Consider the following 18,972-nt stretch of genomic DNA (forward strand, 5'->3'; position numbering starts at 1 on the left):
CTCGTTACCTTTTTTTGCGTCGTACGAATGAACCTGCAGCCATTAACACCAGTAGGCCAATAGATAAACTGCCGCCTGAACTAGACTTTTTATTAACGTCGTTACCAGCATCGCCCGTATTATCTGTGCTGACTGACATATTTATGTTGCGAACAAATGCTTGCGCGCTGTAAATGCCACTTGAAAACGGGTGTTGGACGTATTCAAACGTTATCGTATTAGATGCTTTGTAAAGATCGATCTGGATCTCTTTATAATCGAGGAGTTGGTTGGTGCTATCGTAAATTTCACCATTAACTAAGATGAACAAGTAATCAAAACCATCGGACATTACTTTGAGATCCATGGTAAGTTTGCCCTTCGGAAGATCGGTCAAAACCAGCTCAGATACACCAGGATAAGCTCCCATATCCGCTGATTGCAGTTCACCATTTTCAGCCGTCCAAGCGTTTTGACCGGTATAAACATTTGCGTCTGCTAGCGGAATGGCATTACGCACTGATCTGCTTGCTTTATCTACACCTGAATACTCGAAAGTTGTTGTGAGTCTGGACAGTTTCGGATGATCGGTAAAGAGCTCTATCGTTGTTTCTGATCCCGAATAGCTAGGTTGGTAGCCGACGGTAATTTGACAGCTTTGCGAAGGCTTTAAGGTACCAGTACAAGTGCTTTTCTCGATGGTACTTCCGTATGATATTGTGCTTTGGTAGATGTTGAATGGGATAGTATCGTCATTACGAATAGTAAAGGTCTCTTGCTGCGCTTTTCGCTCAACGAAACGAAGATCTCGGTACTTAGTGAAGCTGATAGTATTGCGATGACTATCTATCCATCCATTGTGTTGAAAATGAGCGACGTTGGCGTAAACACCATAAGCATTTGGTTGAGCACATCCATCACCCCAACTGACCACCCCTAATAACTTGTTGATGCCGTTATCGTCAACGATGAGCGGACCGCCGCTATCTCCTTGGCAGCTATCTTTACCTCCCCAATAGTATCCAGCGCAAATGCCGTCATCTGATACATTAGAGTAGTTTCCTGGTAGGTTTTGGCAGGTAGCTCGATCTACGTATTCCAAATCTACTTGTTGTAAAACGGTTGGGTATATTCGGTCTGTCGTGGACGTATTTCCCCATCCAGCCACGTGCAACTTGTCTCCTGCGCGTACGTTAGCTAGAACTTCTGGCGTTGCAAGAGCAATAGTCGCGCTGTCGACACTGCGTTCCAACTCAATAAGAGCAATGTCATTGTTCGTTGTTATGTTGTTATATTCATCATGTGAATAGATATTTTTAATGGCGATGCGCTGTGCTTGAGACTCTCTGTTTTTGTCATAAAGACCAAGAACGATATCCAGATCGTCCGCATTAAGACCTTCCACACAGTGCGCAGCAGTTAATACGTATTTTCCACCTAGGAAACTGCCACCACAAAAGTGACCAATAGATGTAGGTTGTCCTTTACGTACCAGTGAAGCAATAAATTTCCAGTCGGAAGTGTTGGCAGGTTCGCCGCCGATAATGCGAGTGGATACATCATTCTGAACAGGCTCAAGAGTATCTGCGATTGTGGTTGCTGGTAAAGTCAGCCCAATCAGAAAAGCCACTAACGTTTTTTTCATTTTAATTCCGTAATATTAACGTGGTTTATTATAAGGAGGGCAAATGATAAACGGAATCATTCTCTCAGTAAATAGTTGTGGAGAAATGAAAAATTATAACGTATCGGTTTAACTTTGATGGTTAGAATTGGAGGGGGGATCTTCTGAAAAGATGAAACCCGCCAAGTTGGACGGGTTTCACTATCGTTGTAACTAGTACGGAGGGATTACAGGATCACTGTCTTATTCCCATAAACAAAGACGTGGTCATTGATCACTTTATTCAAAGCCTTACTCAATACGTTCTTCTCTACATCGCGTCCCGCTTGCGCCATATCTTGGGCATTGAATGTATGGTCGACAGGAATTACGTCTTGCTTGATGATCGGCCCTTCATCTAAATCATTAGTCACGAAGTGTGCTGTTGCACCGATGATTTTCACACCGCGATCGTAAGCTTGTTGATATGGCTTCGCGCCAATAAAAGCAGGTAAGAAGCTGTGATGAATATTAATGATTTTATGGTGATATTTCTCAACAAACGTCGGCGTTAATACGCGCATGTATTTAGCTAGCACCAAAAAGTCAGCATCGTATTGATCGATCACTTCTAGCATCTTCTGCTCGTGTTCTTCACGGCTAAGGTTTTCATGGGTCACATGGTGGTAAGGAATGTCGAAGCGTTCAGTGAGAGTTTGCAGTTTGTCGTAATTCCCCACCACAGCGGCGATCTCAACATCTAGGCTTCCATCGTAGGTTTTCATCAGAATATCGCCTAAACAATGCGCTTCTTTTGTGACGAGAATGACGATGCGCTTACGGCGAGAGCCAACCAATTTACGCTTAGCACCTTGCGGGAGAGCTTGGTCCAAGTCGGCAAGAAACGTTTGATCGTTGAAGTACCCCTCCAACTCCGTTCTCATGAAAAAGTGGCCACTGGTATTATCAACAAATTCGTTATTGTGAACGATGTTGAGTTGGTGCTTGTAACAGATATTAGTAATTTTCGAGATGAGACCCGGGGCGTCAGAACAGTGGGTCAACAGTGTTTTCTTTTCCATAAATCAGGTACTTCCATGCATTAATATTTTAGCGTACGAATTTGTTATTATTCCCTGGCGGGTGTAACTGTACTGCCATGTTTCACCATAAATAATCTATTCTTACGTTGGTTTCAACAAAATATCCTTGTGTCGCCGCAAGCTGGTCAGATTGTGGGCTGATGTCACTCCTATTCCTCTGATATACTCTCGATAATTTTTCAAACTCAATACCAAGCATGATCGCAAAAACTTTTTCCTCTGATGGCGCGTTAGGTAAGGCCATTCCTGGCTTTCAAGCTCGTCAGCCACAAATCGATATGGCGGAAGCCGTCAGCAGTGCGATCAAAGATCAAACCCAGTTGGTGGTGGAGGCAGGAACCGGAACCGGTAAGACCTTCGCATACCTAGTCCCTGCGCTGTTGAGCGGTAAAAAAGTGATTATCAGTACAGGCTCGAAAAACTTGCAAGAGCAGTTGTACCATCGTGACTTACCGCTCATGGTCAATGCGCTTGGTTTTTATGGTCAAGTGGCATTATTAAAAGGGCGTCCTAATTATCTGTGTTTGGATCGTTTGAGCCGCCAAATGGTCGAAAGCCACACTAATGAATCTGACCCGACGTTATTAACTCAACTGGTTAAAGTGCGTGCTTGGTCATCAGAAACCAAAACAGGTGACCTTGGTGATTGTGATGATCTGCCAGAAGACAGCATGATCATTCCGACCATCACCTCAACCAATGATAACTGTTTAGGTAAAGAGTGTCCGAGCTACACCGATTGCTTTGTATTGAAAGCGCGTAAGCGAGCCATGGATTCCGACATTGTTGTAGTGAACCATCACTTGTTTCTTGCTGATTTAGCGATCAAAGAAACAGGATTCGGTGAACTGATTCCAGAAGCCGATGTGTTTGTTTTTGATGAAGCTCATCAGTTGCCAGATATTGCGAGCGAATATTTCGGCCAGTCAGTTTCAAGCCGCCAAATTCACGATCTTGCCAAAGACATTGAAATAGCCTACCGCACCGAAGCCAAAGATATGCGTCAATTGCAAAAAGTGGGCGACAAACTCATGCAAAGCGCAATGGACATGCGGATTGTATTAGGTGAGCCAGGCTTTCGTGGCAACTGGCGTGAGGCGTTGCAATCAGGTTCTATTAAGCGAGAATTATTGCGCTTAACTGACAGCCTCGAATTGGCGATTGATGTACTCAAAATAGCTTTAGGGCGCAGTCAATTACTGGATACCGCTTTTGAACGAGCCAATTTGATCAAAGGCCGCATCGCCCGCGTCTGTGATGTCGATATTACCGGTTACTCATACTGGTACGATACCTCGCCTCGTCATTTCGCTCTGCACATTACGCCTCTTTCTGTCGCGGACAAGTTCCATGAGCAAATAGAGATTAAACAAGGCGCGTGGATTTTCACGTCAGCAACCCTAGCTGTATCGGGCGACTTCAAGCACTTTACTGAGCGCCTTGGCCTCAAGCCTACAAAGCAATTTTCTCTGCCGTCCCCCTTTGATTATCAAAAACAAGCGCGCCTTTGTGTGCCAAGGTATTTGCCAGAGCCAAACAGTAACGGCTTAGCGGATAAGTTAGTCCGAATGCTTGCTCCGGTGATTGAAGAAAATGATGGTCGCTGCTTCTTTTTATGTACCTCGCACAGCATGATGCGTGAACTAGGTGAGAAGTTCCGAGAAGTACTTGAGCTGCCTGTGTTAATGCAAGGGGAGATGAGTAAGCAGAAAACCTTGGCGGAGTTTATGGAACTGGGTAACGCTTTACTCGTGGCGACGGGCGCTTTCTGGGAAGGGATTGATGTTAGAGGTGATGCGCTGAGCTGTGTTATTATCGACAAATTACCGTTTACCGCCCCTGACGATCCGTTACTCAAAGCCCGTATCGAGGATTGTCGATTACGTGGCGGTGAACCATTTGCTGAAGTACAAATCCCGGATGCAGTGATTACGTTAAAGCAGGGAGTCGGGCGATTAATTCGAGATCAGAAGGATCACGGTGCGTTGATCATTTGTGATAATCGCCTTGTCACGCGAGACTATGGTGGTATTTTCCTCGGAAGTCTACCACCTATCCCAAGGACGCGAGACTTAGATGGAATCAAAGCATTCCTGAAAGCAGAACAATCTGTCACAGACGCAAGTGCTGAGGCATAACCCAATAAATGAGAGTTGTAGAGAGTTAAATGAGCGCAAAAATTCTTGCTATCGATACAGCGACTGAAAACTGTTCAGTTGCGTTGTTGGCTAATGATCAAGTGATTTCACGTAGCGCGGTTGCACCACGCGATCACACCAAAAAAGTACTGCCAATGGTTGATGAAGTACTCAAAGAAGCTGGCCTGACTCTACAAGAGCTGGATGCGTTAGCGTTTGGACGTGGTCCAGGTAGCTTTACTGGCGTTCGTATCGGTATTGGTATCGCACAAGGTTTGGCGTTCGGTGCTGACTTACCTATGATCGGCGTTTCAACGCTGGCTGCAATGGCTCAAGGTAGCTATCGCTTACATGGTGTGACCGATGTCGCTGTGGCCATTGATGCACGTATGGGTGAAGTTTACTGGGCACGTTACACTCGCCAAGCAAACGGTGAGTGGGCAGGGGTGGATGCAGAGTGCGTAATTCCACCAGCACGTCTCGTTGAAGAAGCACAAGCAGACGACAAAACGTGGACGACAGCAGGTACTGGTTGGGATGCTTACCAAGAAGTATTAGCAGGCCTACCGTTTAATTTGACGCATGGTGACGTTCTGTACCCTGATTCACAAGACATCGTGATTCTTGCTGAACAAGAATTTAAAAAGGGTAATACCGTGCCGGTCGAAGATTCGAGCCCTGTTTATTTACGTGATAATGTGACATGGAAAAAACTTCCTGGTCGCGAATAGTCCGTTTTTCATTAACCTGACAAAAAGCAGGGCGTTTGCCCTGTATTTTTATGGAGTGCTATGGCGTCGATTAATGGCTTGCCTCCTTCTTTGATTCCCGGTGCAAATCGCACTCATAAAGCCAGTCAAAAGAAGCAGGTAAATAAATCACAAACAAAGCAGCCTGTAGGTCAGCCTTCAAAGGTTGCTAACGCCGTGGCGCACTCCATAAAACACGTGGATGAGTCCCAAATTCACCGAGCTCAAGTGCAATATGACCTTCCTGAAGGGGGCGCACGTAAAGCAATGGAGCAGTACATGGATGTCATGAATCGAGCTAAAAAAGAGGAACTGGCTCAATTACTTGGTGTCGATATTTACGTGTGAGATCTCCCCAGCTTGGGGTTACTAATATTGAAAGGTGGTTTATGAAGGTTTTTGGACGGTTTTTTCTCGCATTATTTGCTACGGTTGGTTTGTCTGCGTGTAGCTCGTTGCCTGAGGAGCTAAATGCAAGCACAGAATTGGTCGTTACAGACTATAAAGCTTTTGCTGAGTCTCAGGGGCAAGTGAGTGAAGATGTTCGCCTTGGTGGAATCATCGCTAAAGTGGATAACTTTAAAGATAAAACGCGTCTAGAGATTGTAAACCTTCCTATCAGTAAGTCTGGTAAACCTGATATCGATGAAGAGCCTACGGGACGTTTTGTCGCCTATTTTGATGGCTATTTAGAGCCTGTCGCCTTTAGTGAAGGCCGTTTGGTGACGGTTGTAGGCAAAGGAGCAGGGGAAGAAGAAGGAAAGATCGGTGAGCACGGTTACATCTTCCCGGTAATAAAGGGGGAAGGGTACCGTTTATGGAAAATTGAAGAACGTGTACGCATGTATGACTCGCCAACCTACTTTTACCCATGTTACTCGATTAACTGCCGCATGTGGCGTAATGATTTCCCACAAGACGGTAAAGTGATAAAACAGGTCAAATAATCTGCGATGCATGAGCGTCAATTCGAGCTTCCTGCCGGCAAAATGGCAGCCCTTGAGATAGGGAACGAGAAAACGGCTGACTTGTCAGTCGTTTTTCTTCATGGGTGGTTAGATAATGCGGGCAGCTTTAAAGCGCTCATGGAGCAGTTGAATCAACTTAATCCTCACTTACACCTCCTCGCCATCGATCATTTTGGTCACGGTTTATCGAGTCATAAATCTCACGATAATTATTACCCCTTTCACGACTATATTGCCGATTTGTATCAGTTTTTGGACGAATTATCACCAAACAGACTGATATTAGTAGGGCATTCACTTGGTGCTTTAATCGCAAGTTGCTATAGTGCTGCGTTTCCAGAGCAGGTCGAAGCTCTTGTGCAAATTGAGGGAGCAGGACCTCTTACTGAAGATCCTACTAACAGTTTGCCTCGTCTTCGCGATGGCGTTTTAAGTCGAATAAGACAGCAAAACAAGCCAGAGCGAGCCATTGCCTCCTTCGATCTGGCGTTAAAATTACGCGTGCAAGCCAACCAATTAACCGCTGAGCAGCTTCTGCCGATAGTCGAGCGAGGAACGGAGCAGCGAGGAGATAAATGGTATTGGCGGCATGACGCCAAGTTAAAATGTGCGTCGCTTTACCGAATGGCGCAAGCGCATGCTAACTCGATTACCAGCCAAATACGTTGTCCTCATTTGATCGTATTAGGCGATCAAGGATTTCAGAATTTACCATCTAACCAAGCTGATTGGGGAGAGAACCCGCCGCAAGTGGTTTCTGTCAAGGGTGGTCATCACTGTCATTTAGAGCAAATACTCGAGGTCGCAACGCGAATTCTTGGTGTAGTTAACAAAATTTAAACAAGTGTTTGAGAGTTGCGTGCTCAAGCACGTTCGCTGTGCTGTAATAGCTTTCAAAATAAAAAGGACGCTATTTTTTAGCCAGTTATAAACGAGGAGTAACATCGTGGATAAACCATGGCTTTCACGTTATCCAAGTGACGTACCTGAAACCATTAATCCAGAGCAATATGAGTCTTTGGTAGAAATGTTTGAGCAGTCTGTACAAAAATATGCAGACCAACCAGCATTCATGAACATGGGCTCGGTTATGACCTTCCGTAAATTGGAAGAGCGTAGTCGCGCATTCGCAGCGTATCTGCAAAACGAGTTAAAACTGCAAAAGGGTGACCGTGTTGCTCTGATGATGCCAAACCTACTGCAATACCCAGTGGCGTTGTTTGGTATTTTGCGTGCAGGTTGTATCGCCGTAAACGTTAACCCACTTTACACTCCTCGTGAACTTGAGCACCAATTGAATGACTCAGGTGCGACGACGATTGTGATTGTATCTAACTTTGCGAACACGCTAGAACAAATCGTCGATAAAACACCAGTTAAACACGTGGTGTTAACCAGCCTTGGTCAAATGCTGCCACGAGCGAAAGGTACGATTGTCGATTTTGTCGTGAAGTACGTTAAGGGCATGGTGCCTAAGTATGATTTACCTGGTGCAATCTCAATGCGTCAGGCTCTACGTAAAGGTCGTCGTCTACAATACGTTAAACCGTTTATGTCTGGGGATGACATCGCATTCCTGCAATACACGGGCGGTACGACAGGCGTCGCGAAAGGTGCGATTCTTACACACCGTAATATGATTGCGAACGTTTTACAGGCGAAAGGCGCGTACGGGCCGGTTTTATCTCCAGGCCGCGAATTGGTCGTGACAGCGCTACCGCTGTATCACGTATTTGCTCTTACCGTAAACTGTTTACTGTTTGTCGAAATGGGTGGCCGTAACCTACTTATTACCAACCCTAGAGATATTCCAGGATTCGTAAAAGAGCTACAAAAGCATCCGTTTACTGCGATCACGGGCGTGAATACCTTATTTAATGCTTTGATCAACAACGAAGACTTCCACGAGTTGGATTTCAGTAACCTACGTTTAGCCGTTGGCGGCGGCATGGCAGTGCAGCGCTCAGTGGCAGAAAGATGGCAGAAGACCACGGGTTGTTACCTACTAGAAGGTTACGGCCTAACCGAGTGTTCTCCATTGGTTGCGGCATACCCGCATGACCTTGTTGAATACAATGGATCGATTGGCCTGCCTGTGCCATCAACGGAAGTTCGCATTGTGGATGAAGAAGGCAATGCTCTTGCGAACACTGAAACTGGTGAACTTCAAGTTCGCGGTCCTCAGGTTATGCAAGGCTACTGGCAACGACCTGAAGCAACGAAAGATACGATCAACGAAGACGGTTGGCTATCAACGGGCGACATTGTTAAGTTCGATGATGAAGGCTTCCTGCACATCGTTGACCGTAAGAAAGACATGATCTTGGTATCAGGCTTTAATGTTTACCCGAACGAAATCGAAGACGTTGTAGCGCTACACGGCAAAGTCCTTGAAGTGGCCGCTATTGGTCAACCGCACGAAGTCTCTGGTGAATTAGTGAAGATCTATGTCGTGAAACGCGACCCGAGCTTGACCAAAGATGAAGTGATTACGCATTGTCGTCAGCACTTAACTGGCTACAAAGTGCCTAAGTTGGTTGAGTTCCGTGAAGACCTCCCTAAAACCAATGTCGGTAAGATCTTGCGTCGTGTTCTGCGTGAAGAGAACGACGCTGAACTTGCGAAGAAAAGCGCATAAGCCGATTTCGTCGAGTCGAAAGATTTAAAAAATGATAGAATGCCAGCGTTTTGCTGGCATTTTTTATAGCGAGAAGTATGTGAATTATCAAATTATTACCAAAAACAAAGACCTAGAAGAAGTTTGCATTCATGCCCGAGAGGCAGATGTAGTGATGCTGGATACCGAATTCGTCCGTATTCGCACTTTCTACCCGCAGTTAGGTCTGATTCAGCTTTTCGATGGTAATCGCCTCTCGCTGATTGATCCGACCGAATTAACGGATATGACGCCGTTCGTAGCGCTATTAAAAGATACTTCCGTGTTAAAAGTGCTGCATGCCTGCGGTGAAGATTTAGAAGTTTTCCAAAATGCATTTGGTTGTACGCCGTTCCCTATGGTAGATACTCAGTTGATGGCGGCCTTTCTCGGTCACGGCCTATCGACAGGCTTCGCATCGCTGGTGGAAGAATATTTAGGCGTAGAGCTAGACAAAAGTGAGTCACGTACTGACTGGATGGCCCGACCGTTGACGCAAAAGCAATTAGATTATGCTGCTGCAGACGTGCATTACTTGTTACCGTTATACGAGAAGCTGTTCGATAAGGTGACGCAAGCAGGTTGGTGGGAAGCCGTACAACAAGAAAGTGATTTGTTGGTTTCAAAACGCATTCGCGTCACTAATGAAGAGAATGCCTACCTTGATATTAAAGGTGCTTGGCAGTTAAAACCTTCTGAACTGGCCATTTTAAAGCCTCTAGCGATGTGGCGTTACCGTGAAGCAATCAAACGAGATTTAGCGCTGAACTTTATCTTCAAAGAAGGTGACCTGTTAACAGTCGCTCGTCTTGGCTTAACTAACTTTAAGAAGATGGAGGCGGAAGATATTGATATCCGAGCGATTAACCGCCATGGCGCGAAGATTGCCGCTATTGTTAAACAAGCGAAGCAAACACCTTCTGAAGAGTATCCAGCAAAAATTGAACGCTTAATGGATTATCCAGGTTACAAACAAGTCTTCAAAAATATGAAAGACATAGTGAAATCGGCGTCGCAGAAGTCTGGCTTAGCAACGGAGTTCCTTGCTTCTAAAAAGCAGATTAATCAGCTAATCAGTTGGGTGTGGAAAAAAGATCGCGATCCAGAAGTGTTGCCTGACTTGATGCAGGGCTGGCGCTTGGATCTACTCGGCGACAAGATGAACAAAGCATTAAAGTAATAAAAGATTAAAAGGTTGGCCTCGGTGCCAACCTTTTTCATTCAAATCTGAGCATTCAATCTCGCGAGGAAAAGTGGTTTACTTCTCGTCGTCTGGTAGCTTCACATTGAGCTCAAGAACTGAGATATCGTCGTCTTTGTGCTCAAATGTTAAGTCAACCATATTTGGATCAATTGCCACGTACTTACTGATCACCTTCAAGATGTCCTCTTTCAATTGAGGTAAGTAAGAAGGCGCTGGATCATTTTGGCTGCGGCGCTCAGCAACAATGATTTGCAAACGCTCTTTAGCTAGATTCGCAGAAGTTTTCTTCTGTGGACGGAAAAATTCTAATAATGACATGTCTAGCCTCCAAAGAGTCGTTTAAAGAGTCCTTTCTTCTCCTCAGTAAGGAAACGAAATTCAACCTGATTGCCTAATAAGCGATCAACGGTGTCAGAATAAGCCATGCCCGCATCGGTGTTATCGTCAAAAGTAACCGGTACACCTTTGTTTGACGCGTTAAGCACGGCTTGGCTTTCTGGAATCACGCCCAGTAGTGGAATATGTAAGATCTCCTCTACGTCCTCAACGCTTAGCATTTCGCCTTGAGTGACGCGAGATGGGTTGTAGCGAGTCAGTAGCAGGTGCTGTTTTACTGGCTCTAGCCCTTGTTCTGCGCGCAGGGACTTAGAATCTAAAATACCGAGAATGCGGTCAGAGTCACGCACAGAAGAGACTTCTGGATTCGTTGTGACAATGGCTTCATCGGCGTAGTACAAGGCCATCAATGCGCCTTGTTCGATACCTGCTGGTGAATCACAAATAATGAAATCAAAGCCCATTTCATCAAGTTCGCCGAATACGCGCTGAACACCATCTTTTGTCAGTGCGTCTTTATCACGAGTTTGAGAAGCAGGAAGAATGAATAGGTTGTCCGTGCGCTTATCTTTGATCAGCGCTTGGTTTAATGTCGCTTCGCCGTTAATGACGTTTACAAAGTCATACACGACACGGCGCTCACAGCCCATGATTAGGTCGAGGTTACGCAAACCGATATCAAAATCGATCACCGCGGTCTTTTTTCCCTTCAGAGCTAGACCAGAGGCGATGGCTGCGCTTGAAGTGGTTTTACCAACGCCACCTTTACCAGACGTTACTACAATAATGCGTGCCATTTTTTTTCCTTTTTAGATTAAATCGCGAGAACTTCTAAATGTAATGATTCATCGGCTTTACTGATCATTACTTTCTTTTGCCAGTACTCGCTTTCAATTTGATCGCTTAACCAGTAGTCACCCGCAATGGATACCAGTTCTGCTTGTAAATCGTGGCAAATAATACGCGCTTCCTGCTGACCACTTGCGCCTGCAATCGCACGGCCTCGAAGTGTGCCATGGATATGAATAGAGCCGTCAGCGATGACTTCAGCACCAGCACTTACGTGCGCTAACACCACCAAATCACCATCTTTCGCGTAGATCTGTTGTCCTGATCGAACAGGCGTGCGAACTACTTTCGTTGGTGCCATTTTGGCTGGCGCCTGGCTTGGTGATTTGCTTGCCGACATAATGGCGAAGCCAGCTTCGGAAGCAAGATTTTGTACACGCTTGTCTTTACAGCCCGTTACACCGACCGGAATAAAACCAGCATCTGAGATGCCTTGTTTAAGCTTAGGGAAATCAATGTCGCCTTGTACTTTTGCTATATTGATTACCAAAGGCGCGGATGCAAAAAAAGAAGGTGCTTGAGAAACTTTTTCTTGCAAAAATTCGACAGTCTTTGCGATCTCATTGTCAGAAAGGTGTAAAACTGACAATGTAAAACTGCTACCTTTAAGGTCTGGTGAATGGGTCATCGTGGACTTCTTGCCTTTATTGAAAGAGCGTTGCCTTAAACTAGGTTTGTCATGTTATATTTCATCCTTTGACGCAGCAAGTTCTCTCGTGGGCAAATAGGTGAATTAATCTCAAATTTGCTATTAAGTTTGCGAGAATTTGACGTTTTCAACCTAATCCGCACTCAACGCGGCTAAATCAGCATAAAAGGCGTGTCATGCTTTGTTCTATTTATAAAAGCTCGAAAAAAGAAGGTACTTATCTCTATATTCCGAAAAAGGATGATTTTTCACAGGTTCCTGACACCTTAATGCAGATGTTCGGTAAGCCTATCGCTGTTATGACGATTAAACTTGATGGCCGTAAATTGGCACAAGTTGATATCGAAAAAGTGAAGGCTTCATTGCAAAATGATGGCTTCTTTTTGCAGGTTCCGCCTCCGCCGGAGAACCTACTAGAAAAGTACAAAGAACAAAAAGCCCAGCAGAAAGGCGAATAACGTCATCGTTTTTCATCTGGGATTTCTGCCTTGCTCAAGGAGGGCAATATGAAAAAAATACTGGCTACCATGCTTAGCGTTGGTGTGTGTACCTCGGCTTTTGCAAGTAGCGAGGGTTTCGATGAATACTTGAATAAGCTGCGTGCTGAAGCGCGTGATAAAGGTATCTCAGAGCAGGTCATTAGTGCTGCTTTTGCGAATGTTGAGTACAAGCCTCGAGCAGTAAAAGCGGACCGAAACCAACCAGAGAAGAAACTGACGTTGGATGAATACATTCCTCGCGCGGTGCCCGAATGGAAGGTGAAGCAAGCCAGACAGCTCTATAAAGAGCATTACACCGAGCTAAAGCGTATAGGCGATGAGTACGGTGTGCAGCCTCGCTTTATCGTGGCGCTGTGGGGTGTAGAAAGTAACTTTGGTAAATTTACGGGTAACTTCAAAGTGATTGACGCGCTATCGACAATGGCATTTGAAGGTCGTCGTGAAGAGTTTTTCCGTAAAGAGACCATGTCGGCATTGCAGATCCTCGATCAAGGCCATATTGAACTAGAAAACTTTAAGGGGTCATGGGCTGGTGCGATGGGGCAATGTCAGTTTATGCCAAGCTCTTTTCTTCGTTTTGCCGCTGACGGCAACGGGGATGGTAAAAAAGACATTTGGCAATCTGAAGCCGACGTATTTGCATCAACTGCTAACTATTTGAGCAAGTCCGGCTGGGATGACAAATACACTTGGGGTCGCCAAGTGAAAGTCCCTAAAGGCATTGATCGTAGCTTAGAAGGGCGCACGGCTGAAAAAGGTAAATACCTTCAGGAGTGGAGCAAACTTGGCATCACAAAATACGACGGTAGTCCGTTGCCAAAACTGGATGAAGACATCAAAGCATGGTTGATCATGCCGGACGACGAAAATGGTCGTACGTATCTGGTTTACAATAACTACAACGTACTGATGAAGTGGAACCGCTCTTACTATTTCGCACTCGCCGTGAGTCACTTGGCTGACCGAATCAAATACTGAGCTGTTATCAAATAATCACTTGGCATCCAGTATTCAATATGAGGGCTCTTCGGAGTCCTTTGTTTTTCCTATAATCAAATCGAGGTAAAGCGTGTTATCTGAACGTGCCGCACAAATGGTGATTTTCTCCGCTCTTCTTAAACATAAAAGCTTCACAGCGGCTGCAAAGAGCTTAGGCGTGTCGGTGTCTCATGTGAGTAAGCAGTTGAGTCAGCTAGAAGCGTCTCTTGGTATCAAGCTTGTTCAACGCACTACGCGAAGCTTTACGCCGACTGAGGCAGGGAAAACCTTTTTTCATCACTGTGAGCAAGTGGTACAAGCGGTGAGCAGCGCCACATTAGAGATGGAGACCCAGCGGGATGAAGTGGCAGGTTTGGTACGTCTTGGATTGTCGCAATCATTTGGTACCTTACACATTATCCCAGCGATTCAAGAGTTACGCGAACTGTATCCTCAACTTCAAGTGGAGGTGCATTTGTTTGACTATAAGGTCGATATGTTAGCCGAAGGGCTCGATTTATGGGTGACCAACAACGAGCATTTGCCTGAAGGCTACATTGCGCAGCGTTTGACGGATTGCCAGTTTGTTGTGGCGGCATCACCAGATTACTTATTGAAACATGATACGCCAACAGAGCCGGATGACTTGTCTTCTCACAACTGTCTTATATACAGAAGCTGGGAGCGTGACTATACGGGTTGGGCGTTTACTAAAGATCAGCAGGAGTTGAACGTAAAAGTTTCGGGCAACTATTCAGTGGATCTGGCAGAAGCCGTTCGGGATGCCGCTATTGCAGGTTGGGGTATTGCCTACCTTGCCACTTACTTACTGGGTGATGAGTTTAGGACGGGTAAGTTAATACAATTGTTACCGGATTGGAAAGCAAGCCAGTCGATGCCGTTTTATGCGGTGTATCCAAGCCGCCAACATATGCCCAAAAAAATATCCGCAGTGATTAACTTCATCAAACAGAAGATCGGTAACCCGTGTCATTGGGATCAACGTCTAGCGCCTTACATCTCTATTCCTAAGTAACAGGATCAATGACGTTATTGAACGGCACATAAGGTGATTCACTTCACAAAAATTTTTCCAGAACTAGAAACATCTTTTCCATATAGAAATAATAAGAATAAGCAAACGTTTATATTTATATAATTCAATGCCTTATAGTTAAGGTTAATTATTGGGCGCTTAAACTTTTCACACTGTTAACATCCTCAACTTGCAGCATTTTGAGTCCACTATACAATCCGGTGCCTTCCATATCCCCCTTCTGTCGGATTCATTTTATGAACTCAATTATTGGTATCGTAGCCATACTATTCGTAGCATGGCTACTTTCTACAAATAGAAAAAATATAAAGCTGAGAACAGTGTCGTTTGCGTTTGCTTTGCAGGTACTGTTTGCGTTGTTGGTTTTATATGTACCAGCAGGACGAGATGCGCTGAATTCAGTGAGCAGCGTAGTGTCGAATTTGATCAACTATGGTCAAGAGGGCATTGCGTTTTTATTCGGTAATTTGGCGACAGGGGGCTTCACCTTTGCGATCAATGTTCTGGGTATCATCGTTTTCTTTTCCTCTCTTATCTCAGGTCTTTATCACATTGGCGTGATGCCAAGAATCATCAACTTTATCGGTGGCGGTATTCAAAAACTGCTGGGTATCGGTCGTGCGGAGTCTTTGTCTGCTACGGCGAATATCTTTGTTGGCACCATTGAAGCACCATTGATGGTAAAGCCTTACCTAAAACACATGACTGACTCGCAGTTCTTTGCGGTGATGACAGGTGGTTTGGCATCAGTTGCTGGTGGAACGTTGGTCGGTTACGCATCACTGGGCGTCGACCTTAACTATCTTATTGCTGCTGCATTTATGTCGGCACCTGCGGGCTTGCTGATGGCAAAAATTTTAATGCCAGAAGATACGGATAAAGCAGCAGATATCGACATTAGCCAAGTTGAAATTCCACGTGCAACCAACGTAGTAGAAGCATTAGCCGATGGTGCAATGGCGGGTGTACGCATTGCTGTATCGGTAGGTGGTACGCTATTGGCTTTCATCAGTGTCATTGCAATGTTAAACGGCATGCTAGGTTGGATTGGTGATCTTGTTGGGACGCCACTAAGCTTCGAGCTGATCCTAGGTTATGTATTCGCACCTGTCGCTTGGTTATTAGGTGTACCATGGCAAGAAGCAACCACAGCAGGCTCGCTGATTGGTAATAAGATTGTGGTGAATGAGTTCGTTGCCTTCATCCAGCTTGCTGAAGTGAAGTCTCAACTCAGTGAACACTCACAAGCAATCGTGACGTTTGCTTTGTGTGGTTTTGCAAACATCTCAAGCATGGCGATGCTGATTGGTGGGTTGGGCTCATTGGTACCTGAAAAGCGTGCATTTGTTTCTAAACATGGTTTCCGTGCGATTATCGCTGGTGTCATGGCGAACTTAATGAGCGCTTCGATTGCGGGCGTGATTTTAAGCCTGTAATTGAAAGAGATACCTAAAATTAGCAAAAAGGCTCCTTGCGGAGCCTTTTTCGTATCTGAAGTTTACGTTATTTGTCTGTGTGGAACTGCTCGCAAGCGAGCATCGTGTTCTCAATTAAGCTTGCGACGGTCATTGGGCCAACACCACCAGGGACAGGAGTAATAAAGCTCGCACTTTCACGTGCTTTATCGTATTCCACGTCGCCAACTAGCTTGCCTGAATCAAGACGGTTAATGCCGACATCGATAACCACTGCACCTTTCTTAATCCACTCTCCAGGGATGAAGTTTGGCTTACCAACCGCAACCACGACAACGTCAGCTTGACGCACATGACTCTCTAGGTCTTTGGTAAAACGGTGACATGTTGTTGTCGTGCAGCCCGCAAGCAGCAGCTCAAGTGTCATAGGACGACCAACAATGTTTGATGCACCGACCACAACAGCATGTTTGCCACGAAGCTCTATGTTGTAACGGTCTAGTAGGGTAATGATGCCCTTTGGCGTGCAAGAGCGAAGCTTTGGAATACGTTGCGCAAGACGACCAACGTTATAAGGGTGGAAGCCATCCACGTCTTTCTCTGGGTGAATGCGCTCTAAAACATGTGTTGTGTCGATGCCCGCAGGAAGGGGTAATTGCACTAGAATGCCGTCAATTTCATCATCGTTGTTTAATTCATCAATCAGCGCTAGTAACTCTTCTTCTGAGCTAGACGCAGGAAGGTCAAAAGACTTAGAAACAAACCCAACTTCTTCACATGCGCGGCGTTTGCTACCGACATAAACCTGAGAAGCAGGATCTTCACCAACTAGAACCACTGCTAAACCAGGGGCACGTAGCCCAGCTTCAACACGAGCTTTAACACGTGCTGCCACTTCGGATCGAACAGTTTGGGAAATGAGAGTTCCGTCTATATTTTGAGCAGTCATGACTTTCCTTATAAATTAAGAAGGCAAATTATCTGCGGCGCATTGTCGCAGAATTTCTTATTAACATCCATACGCAAACGTTTGCTTTGTGGTGTTTTTGAACATTAAGCGTTTTGATGGACTTTTTTTAGGCATTCAGATCAGAATGTTATGAAAACCCGTTGATTTACCCGTTTGAACTCGTATAATCCTGTCCCTGTAGCGCGCCCTTAGCTCAGCTGGATAGAGCACGTCCCTTCTAAGGATGTGGTCGTAGGTTCGAATCCTACAGGGCGTGCCATTTATTCTGCGGGCACAGTCTTTCTTACTGTTTACTAAGAGGACTGTGCCATGCAATCTATGACTCCCGTCACACTATCTAACCCAACACTGAACACTCCTGTACCTGTCTGTGTGGATTACTACATCCAAGTTAAAGCCCAATATCATAAGTCTTACTTAGGTACGTTACAGTACCGTCTAGCTCGTATCAGTAAGCATTACAGCAGCATGACTGTTCGTGACCTTACTGTATCTCCTGATGCTCGTGAGAGTATTCAATCCTTTATTGATTCCCGATTAAAGAAAGTTAAATCTGGCACTGTTCGTAAAGATGCCAGTGCATTACAGGCTATGTTGAACTGGTTACGCAGAGACATAGGACTGAACATCCCTGATATTTTTAAGCAGATTAGAATCCCATCCGATTACGGTGTAAGACAGTTCGTTCCTACTGATGAGCAGGTCTATTCAGTAATCAGTCATTTACCAAGCGATGAACTCAAAGATGCTACTTTGCTACTGGCAGAGACAGCTTGCCGTAGGAATGAAGTGCTTAGGTTGCGTATCTGTGATTGTCACCTTGATAAAAGGTATGTGCAACTAGTTGATACCAAGAACGGTGAAGATAGGAAAGTTCCTTTGAGTTCAGCAGCTATGGCAGTAGTTCGTAAACGTCTTGAGTTGGTGCAGGGGAGGGCAGATACTTATCCACTGTTCAGCGTTATGCCTGAGTATCTTAGTAAGCAGTTCCGTAAAGCTGCTGATAAAGAGGGATTGTCTGAATTCGTTGTTCACAGTTTAAGGCACTACCGATTGAGTAAGTTGATAGCAGCAGGGCATGATGCTGTGCTTGTTAGCAAGGTATCAGGTCACAAAGACCATAGGATGCTGAATAGGTATGTGAAGCTGGATGCTACTGATTTAGCCTCAATGCTATTCGACTAGATATTGAAGCCGCTTGCACTACATTGCCACACAAGAGATTAAAAATTTAGCGGGGATTCTGTTAACGCAGAGTCCCCGTTTTTTTTTATCTGCAAGAAAAGCTTGAACCCTCACTATTAGAGAAGTAGATATCTCGAGACCCCACACCATTAGAGAAATAGACACCTCGAGTCAACGAAAGACTTTAACGAACGCACTATGCACGGAAGTAGTTCTGCAAGGGCTAACTATACCGTCAGGGGACAGGATTTTAATATCTCCCACAGGTAGTAAATACAGTATTCCGTTAGGAAAGCACCTGTATTTGTTTATGCACGTAGTAGGTGCAGAGCAACTACCCGTAGGGGACAGGATATATAGTAATAATGAGTTATGAGTGAGGTAGATATGGCTAGACCGAATAAGGTAATCACAGCAATCAATAAAATGCTGGATGAGCACAGGTATCTGACAGCAAAGCAGATACAGGTTGGACTTGGATATAAGAGTCAGGGAGCAGTAGCTAATGCGCTGAATAGATACATCAGTCAGGGTAAGTTACAGCGTGTTGATGTGCTTGGGTTGAAAGCATTCGAGAAAAGGGATTCATCTCTACGGGATTCATCGAAGATGAAACCCTCTGCTTCGATGAAG

General features: G+C 45.2%; 18 protein-coding genes and 1 tRNA gene. 13 read left to right on the plus strand and 6 right to left on the minus strand.

Annotated features, from left to right (window positions below; translation table 11 throughout):
- Positions 1–4 precede the first annotated feature (4 nt).
- Positions 5–1,624, minus strand: a complete 1,620-nt coding sequence (locus tag ACHFJ9_RS12365) for a serine protease (RefSeq protein WP_262681843.1) — start codon at positions 1,622–1,624, stop codon at positions 5–7.
- A gap of 206 nt (positions 1,625–1,830) precedes the next feature.
- On the minus strand, positions 1,831–2,664 hold the full coding sequence (purU, locus tag ACHFJ9_RS12370; RefSeq protein ID WP_005382206.1) for a formyltetrahydrofolate deformylase: 834 nt from the start codon (positions 2,662–2,664) through the stop codon (positions 1,831–1,833).
- Positions 2,665–2,882: 218 nt separating this feature from the next.
- Here purU and ACHFJ9_RS12375 point away from each other — a divergent pair, with 218 nt between their 5' ends.
- From ACHFJ9_RS12375 to rnd, 7 genes are all read left to right on the plus strand, one after another.
- The gene (locus ACHFJ9_RS12375) at positions 2,883–4,823 is read left to right on the plus strand and encodes an ATP-dependent DNA helicase (RefSeq protein WP_395356963.1); all 1,941 of its coding nucleotides are present in this window, start codon (positions 2,883–2,885) and stop codon (positions 4,821–4,823) included.
- A 29-nt stretch (positions 4,824–4,852) separates the two neighbouring features.
- Positions 4,853–5,554 carry a tRNA (adenosine(37)-N6)-threonylcarbamoyltransferase complex dimerization subunit type 1 TsaB gene (gene tsaB / locus ACHFJ9_RS12380; protein ID WP_064376304.1) on the plus strand — a complete coding sequence of 234 codons (702 nt, stop codon included), beginning with the start codon at positions 4,853–4,855 and terminating at the stop codon, positions 5,552–5,554.
- A 60-nt stretch (positions 5,555–5,614) separates the two neighbouring features.
- Positions 5,615–5,920, plus strand: a complete 306-nt coding sequence (locus ACHFJ9_RS12385; protein WP_017819942.1) for a hypothetical protein — start codon at positions 5,615–5,617, stop codon at positions 5,918–5,920.
- Between the two features lie 41 nt (positions 5,921–5,961).
- Positions 5,962–6,519 carry a Slp family lipoprotein gene (locus ACHFJ9_RS12390; protein ID WP_005382214.1) on the plus strand — a complete coding sequence of 186 codons (558 nt, stop codon included), beginning with the start codon at positions 5,962–5,964 and terminating at the stop codon, positions 6,517–6,519.
- Positions 6,520–6,525: 6 nt separating this feature from the next.
- A complete protein-coding gene (locus tag ACHFJ9_RS12395; protein WP_301657534.1) occupies positions 6,526–7,380 on the plus strand; it encodes an alpha/beta fold hydrolase in 855 nt (284 codons plus the stop codon).
- A 106-nt stretch (positions 7,381–7,486) separates the two neighbouring features.
- Entirely contained in the window at positions 7,487–9,178 is a 1,692-nt protein-coding gene (fadD, locus tag ACHFJ9_RS12400) for a long-chain-fatty-acid--CoA ligase FadD (RefSeq protein ID WP_005396044.1), read from the plus strand.
- 79 nt (positions 9,179–9,257) lie between these two features.
- The gene (gene rnd / locus ACHFJ9_RS12405; RefSeq protein WP_257889170.1) at positions 9,258–10,376 is read left to right on the plus strand and encodes a ribonuclease D; all 1,119 of its coding nucleotides are present in this window, start codon (positions 9,258–9,260) and stop codon (positions 10,374–10,376) included.
- A gap of 78 nt (positions 10,377–10,454) precedes the next feature.
- On the opposite strand, the gene minE is transcribed toward rnd, so the two are convergent.
- From minE to minC, 3 genes are read right to left on the minus strand one after another with little or no spacing between them, the layout of a single operon-like run.
- Entirely contained in the window at positions 10,455–10,718 is a 264-nt protein-coding gene (minE, locus tag ACHFJ9_RS12410) for a cell division topological specificity factor MinE (RefSeq protein WP_005396037.1), read from the minus strand.
- A 2-nt stretch (positions 10,719–10,720) separates the two neighbouring features.
- Positions 10,721–11,533 (minus strand): septum site-determining protein MinD, encoded by an 813-nt coding sequence (minD, locus tag ACHFJ9_RS12415; protein WP_005388331.1) that lies wholly within the window; start codon positions 11,531–11,533, stop codon positions 10,721–10,723.
- Positions 11,534–11,550: 17 nt separating this feature from the next.
- Entirely contained in the window at positions 11,551–12,213 is a 663-nt protein-coding gene (gene minC, locus ACHFJ9_RS12420) for a septum site-determining protein MinC (protein WP_005382304.1), read from the minus strand.
- 197 nt (positions 12,214–12,410) lie between these two features.
- Here minC and ACHFJ9_RS12425 point away from each other — a divergent pair, with 197 nt between their 5' ends.
- The 4 genes from ACHFJ9_RS12425 (at position 12,411) to ACHFJ9_RS12440 (ending at position 16,205) form a co-directional block, all read left to right on the plus strand.
- Positions 12,411–12,692, plus strand: coding sequence for a YcgL domain-containing protein (locus tag ACHFJ9_RS12425; protein WP_005382303.1), 282 nt, complete (start codon positions 12,411–12,413; stop codon positions 12,690–12,692).
- A gap of 48 nt (positions 12,693–12,740) precedes the next feature.
- Positions 12,741–13,712, plus strand: a complete 972-nt coding sequence (locus ACHFJ9_RS12430; RefSeq protein ID WP_047009509.1) for a lytic transglycosylase domain-containing protein — start codon at positions 12,741–12,743, stop codon at positions 13,710–13,712.
- 91 nt (positions 13,713–13,803) lie between these two features.
- Entirely contained in the window at positions 13,804–14,748 is a 945-nt protein-coding gene (locus ACHFJ9_RS12435; protein WP_005396032.1) for a LysR family transcriptional regulator, read from the plus strand.
- 257 nt (positions 14,749–15,005) lie between these two features.
- Positions 15,006–16,205, plus strand: a complete 1,200-nt coding sequence (locus tag ACHFJ9_RS12440; RefSeq protein WP_104969178.1) for a NupC/NupG family nucleoside CNT transporter — start codon at positions 15,006–15,008, stop codon at positions 16,203–16,205.
- Between the two features lie 67 nt (positions 16,206–16,272).
- On the opposite strand, the gene folD is transcribed toward ACHFJ9_RS12440, so the two are convergent.
- Positions 16,273–17,133 (minus strand): bifunctional methylenetetrahydrofolate dehydrogenase/methenyltetrahydrofolate cyclohydrolase FolD, encoded by an 861-nt coding sequence (folD, locus tag ACHFJ9_RS12445; protein ID WP_005396027.1) that lies wholly within the window; start codon positions 17,131–17,133, stop codon positions 16,273–16,275.
- A gap of 203 nt (positions 17,134–17,336) precedes the next feature.
- On the opposite strand from folD, the gene ACHFJ9_RS12450 reads away from it, so the two are divergent.
- Positions 17,337–17,413 (plus strand) — tRNA-Arg (locus tag ACHFJ9_RS12450).
- Between the two features lie 50 nt (positions 17,414–17,463).
- Entirely contained in the window at positions 17,464–18,339 is an 876-nt protein-coding gene (locus ACHFJ9_RS12455; protein ID WP_395356969.1) for a site-specific integrase, read from the plus strand.
- The last annotated feature ends 633 nt before the right edge of the window (positions 18,340–18,972 follow it).

The organism is Vibrio sp. D3, assembly GCF_043995865.1.
Lineage (GTDB): Bacteria > Pseudomonadota > Gammaproteobacteria > Enterobacterales > Vibrionaceae > Vibrio > Vibrio diabolicus.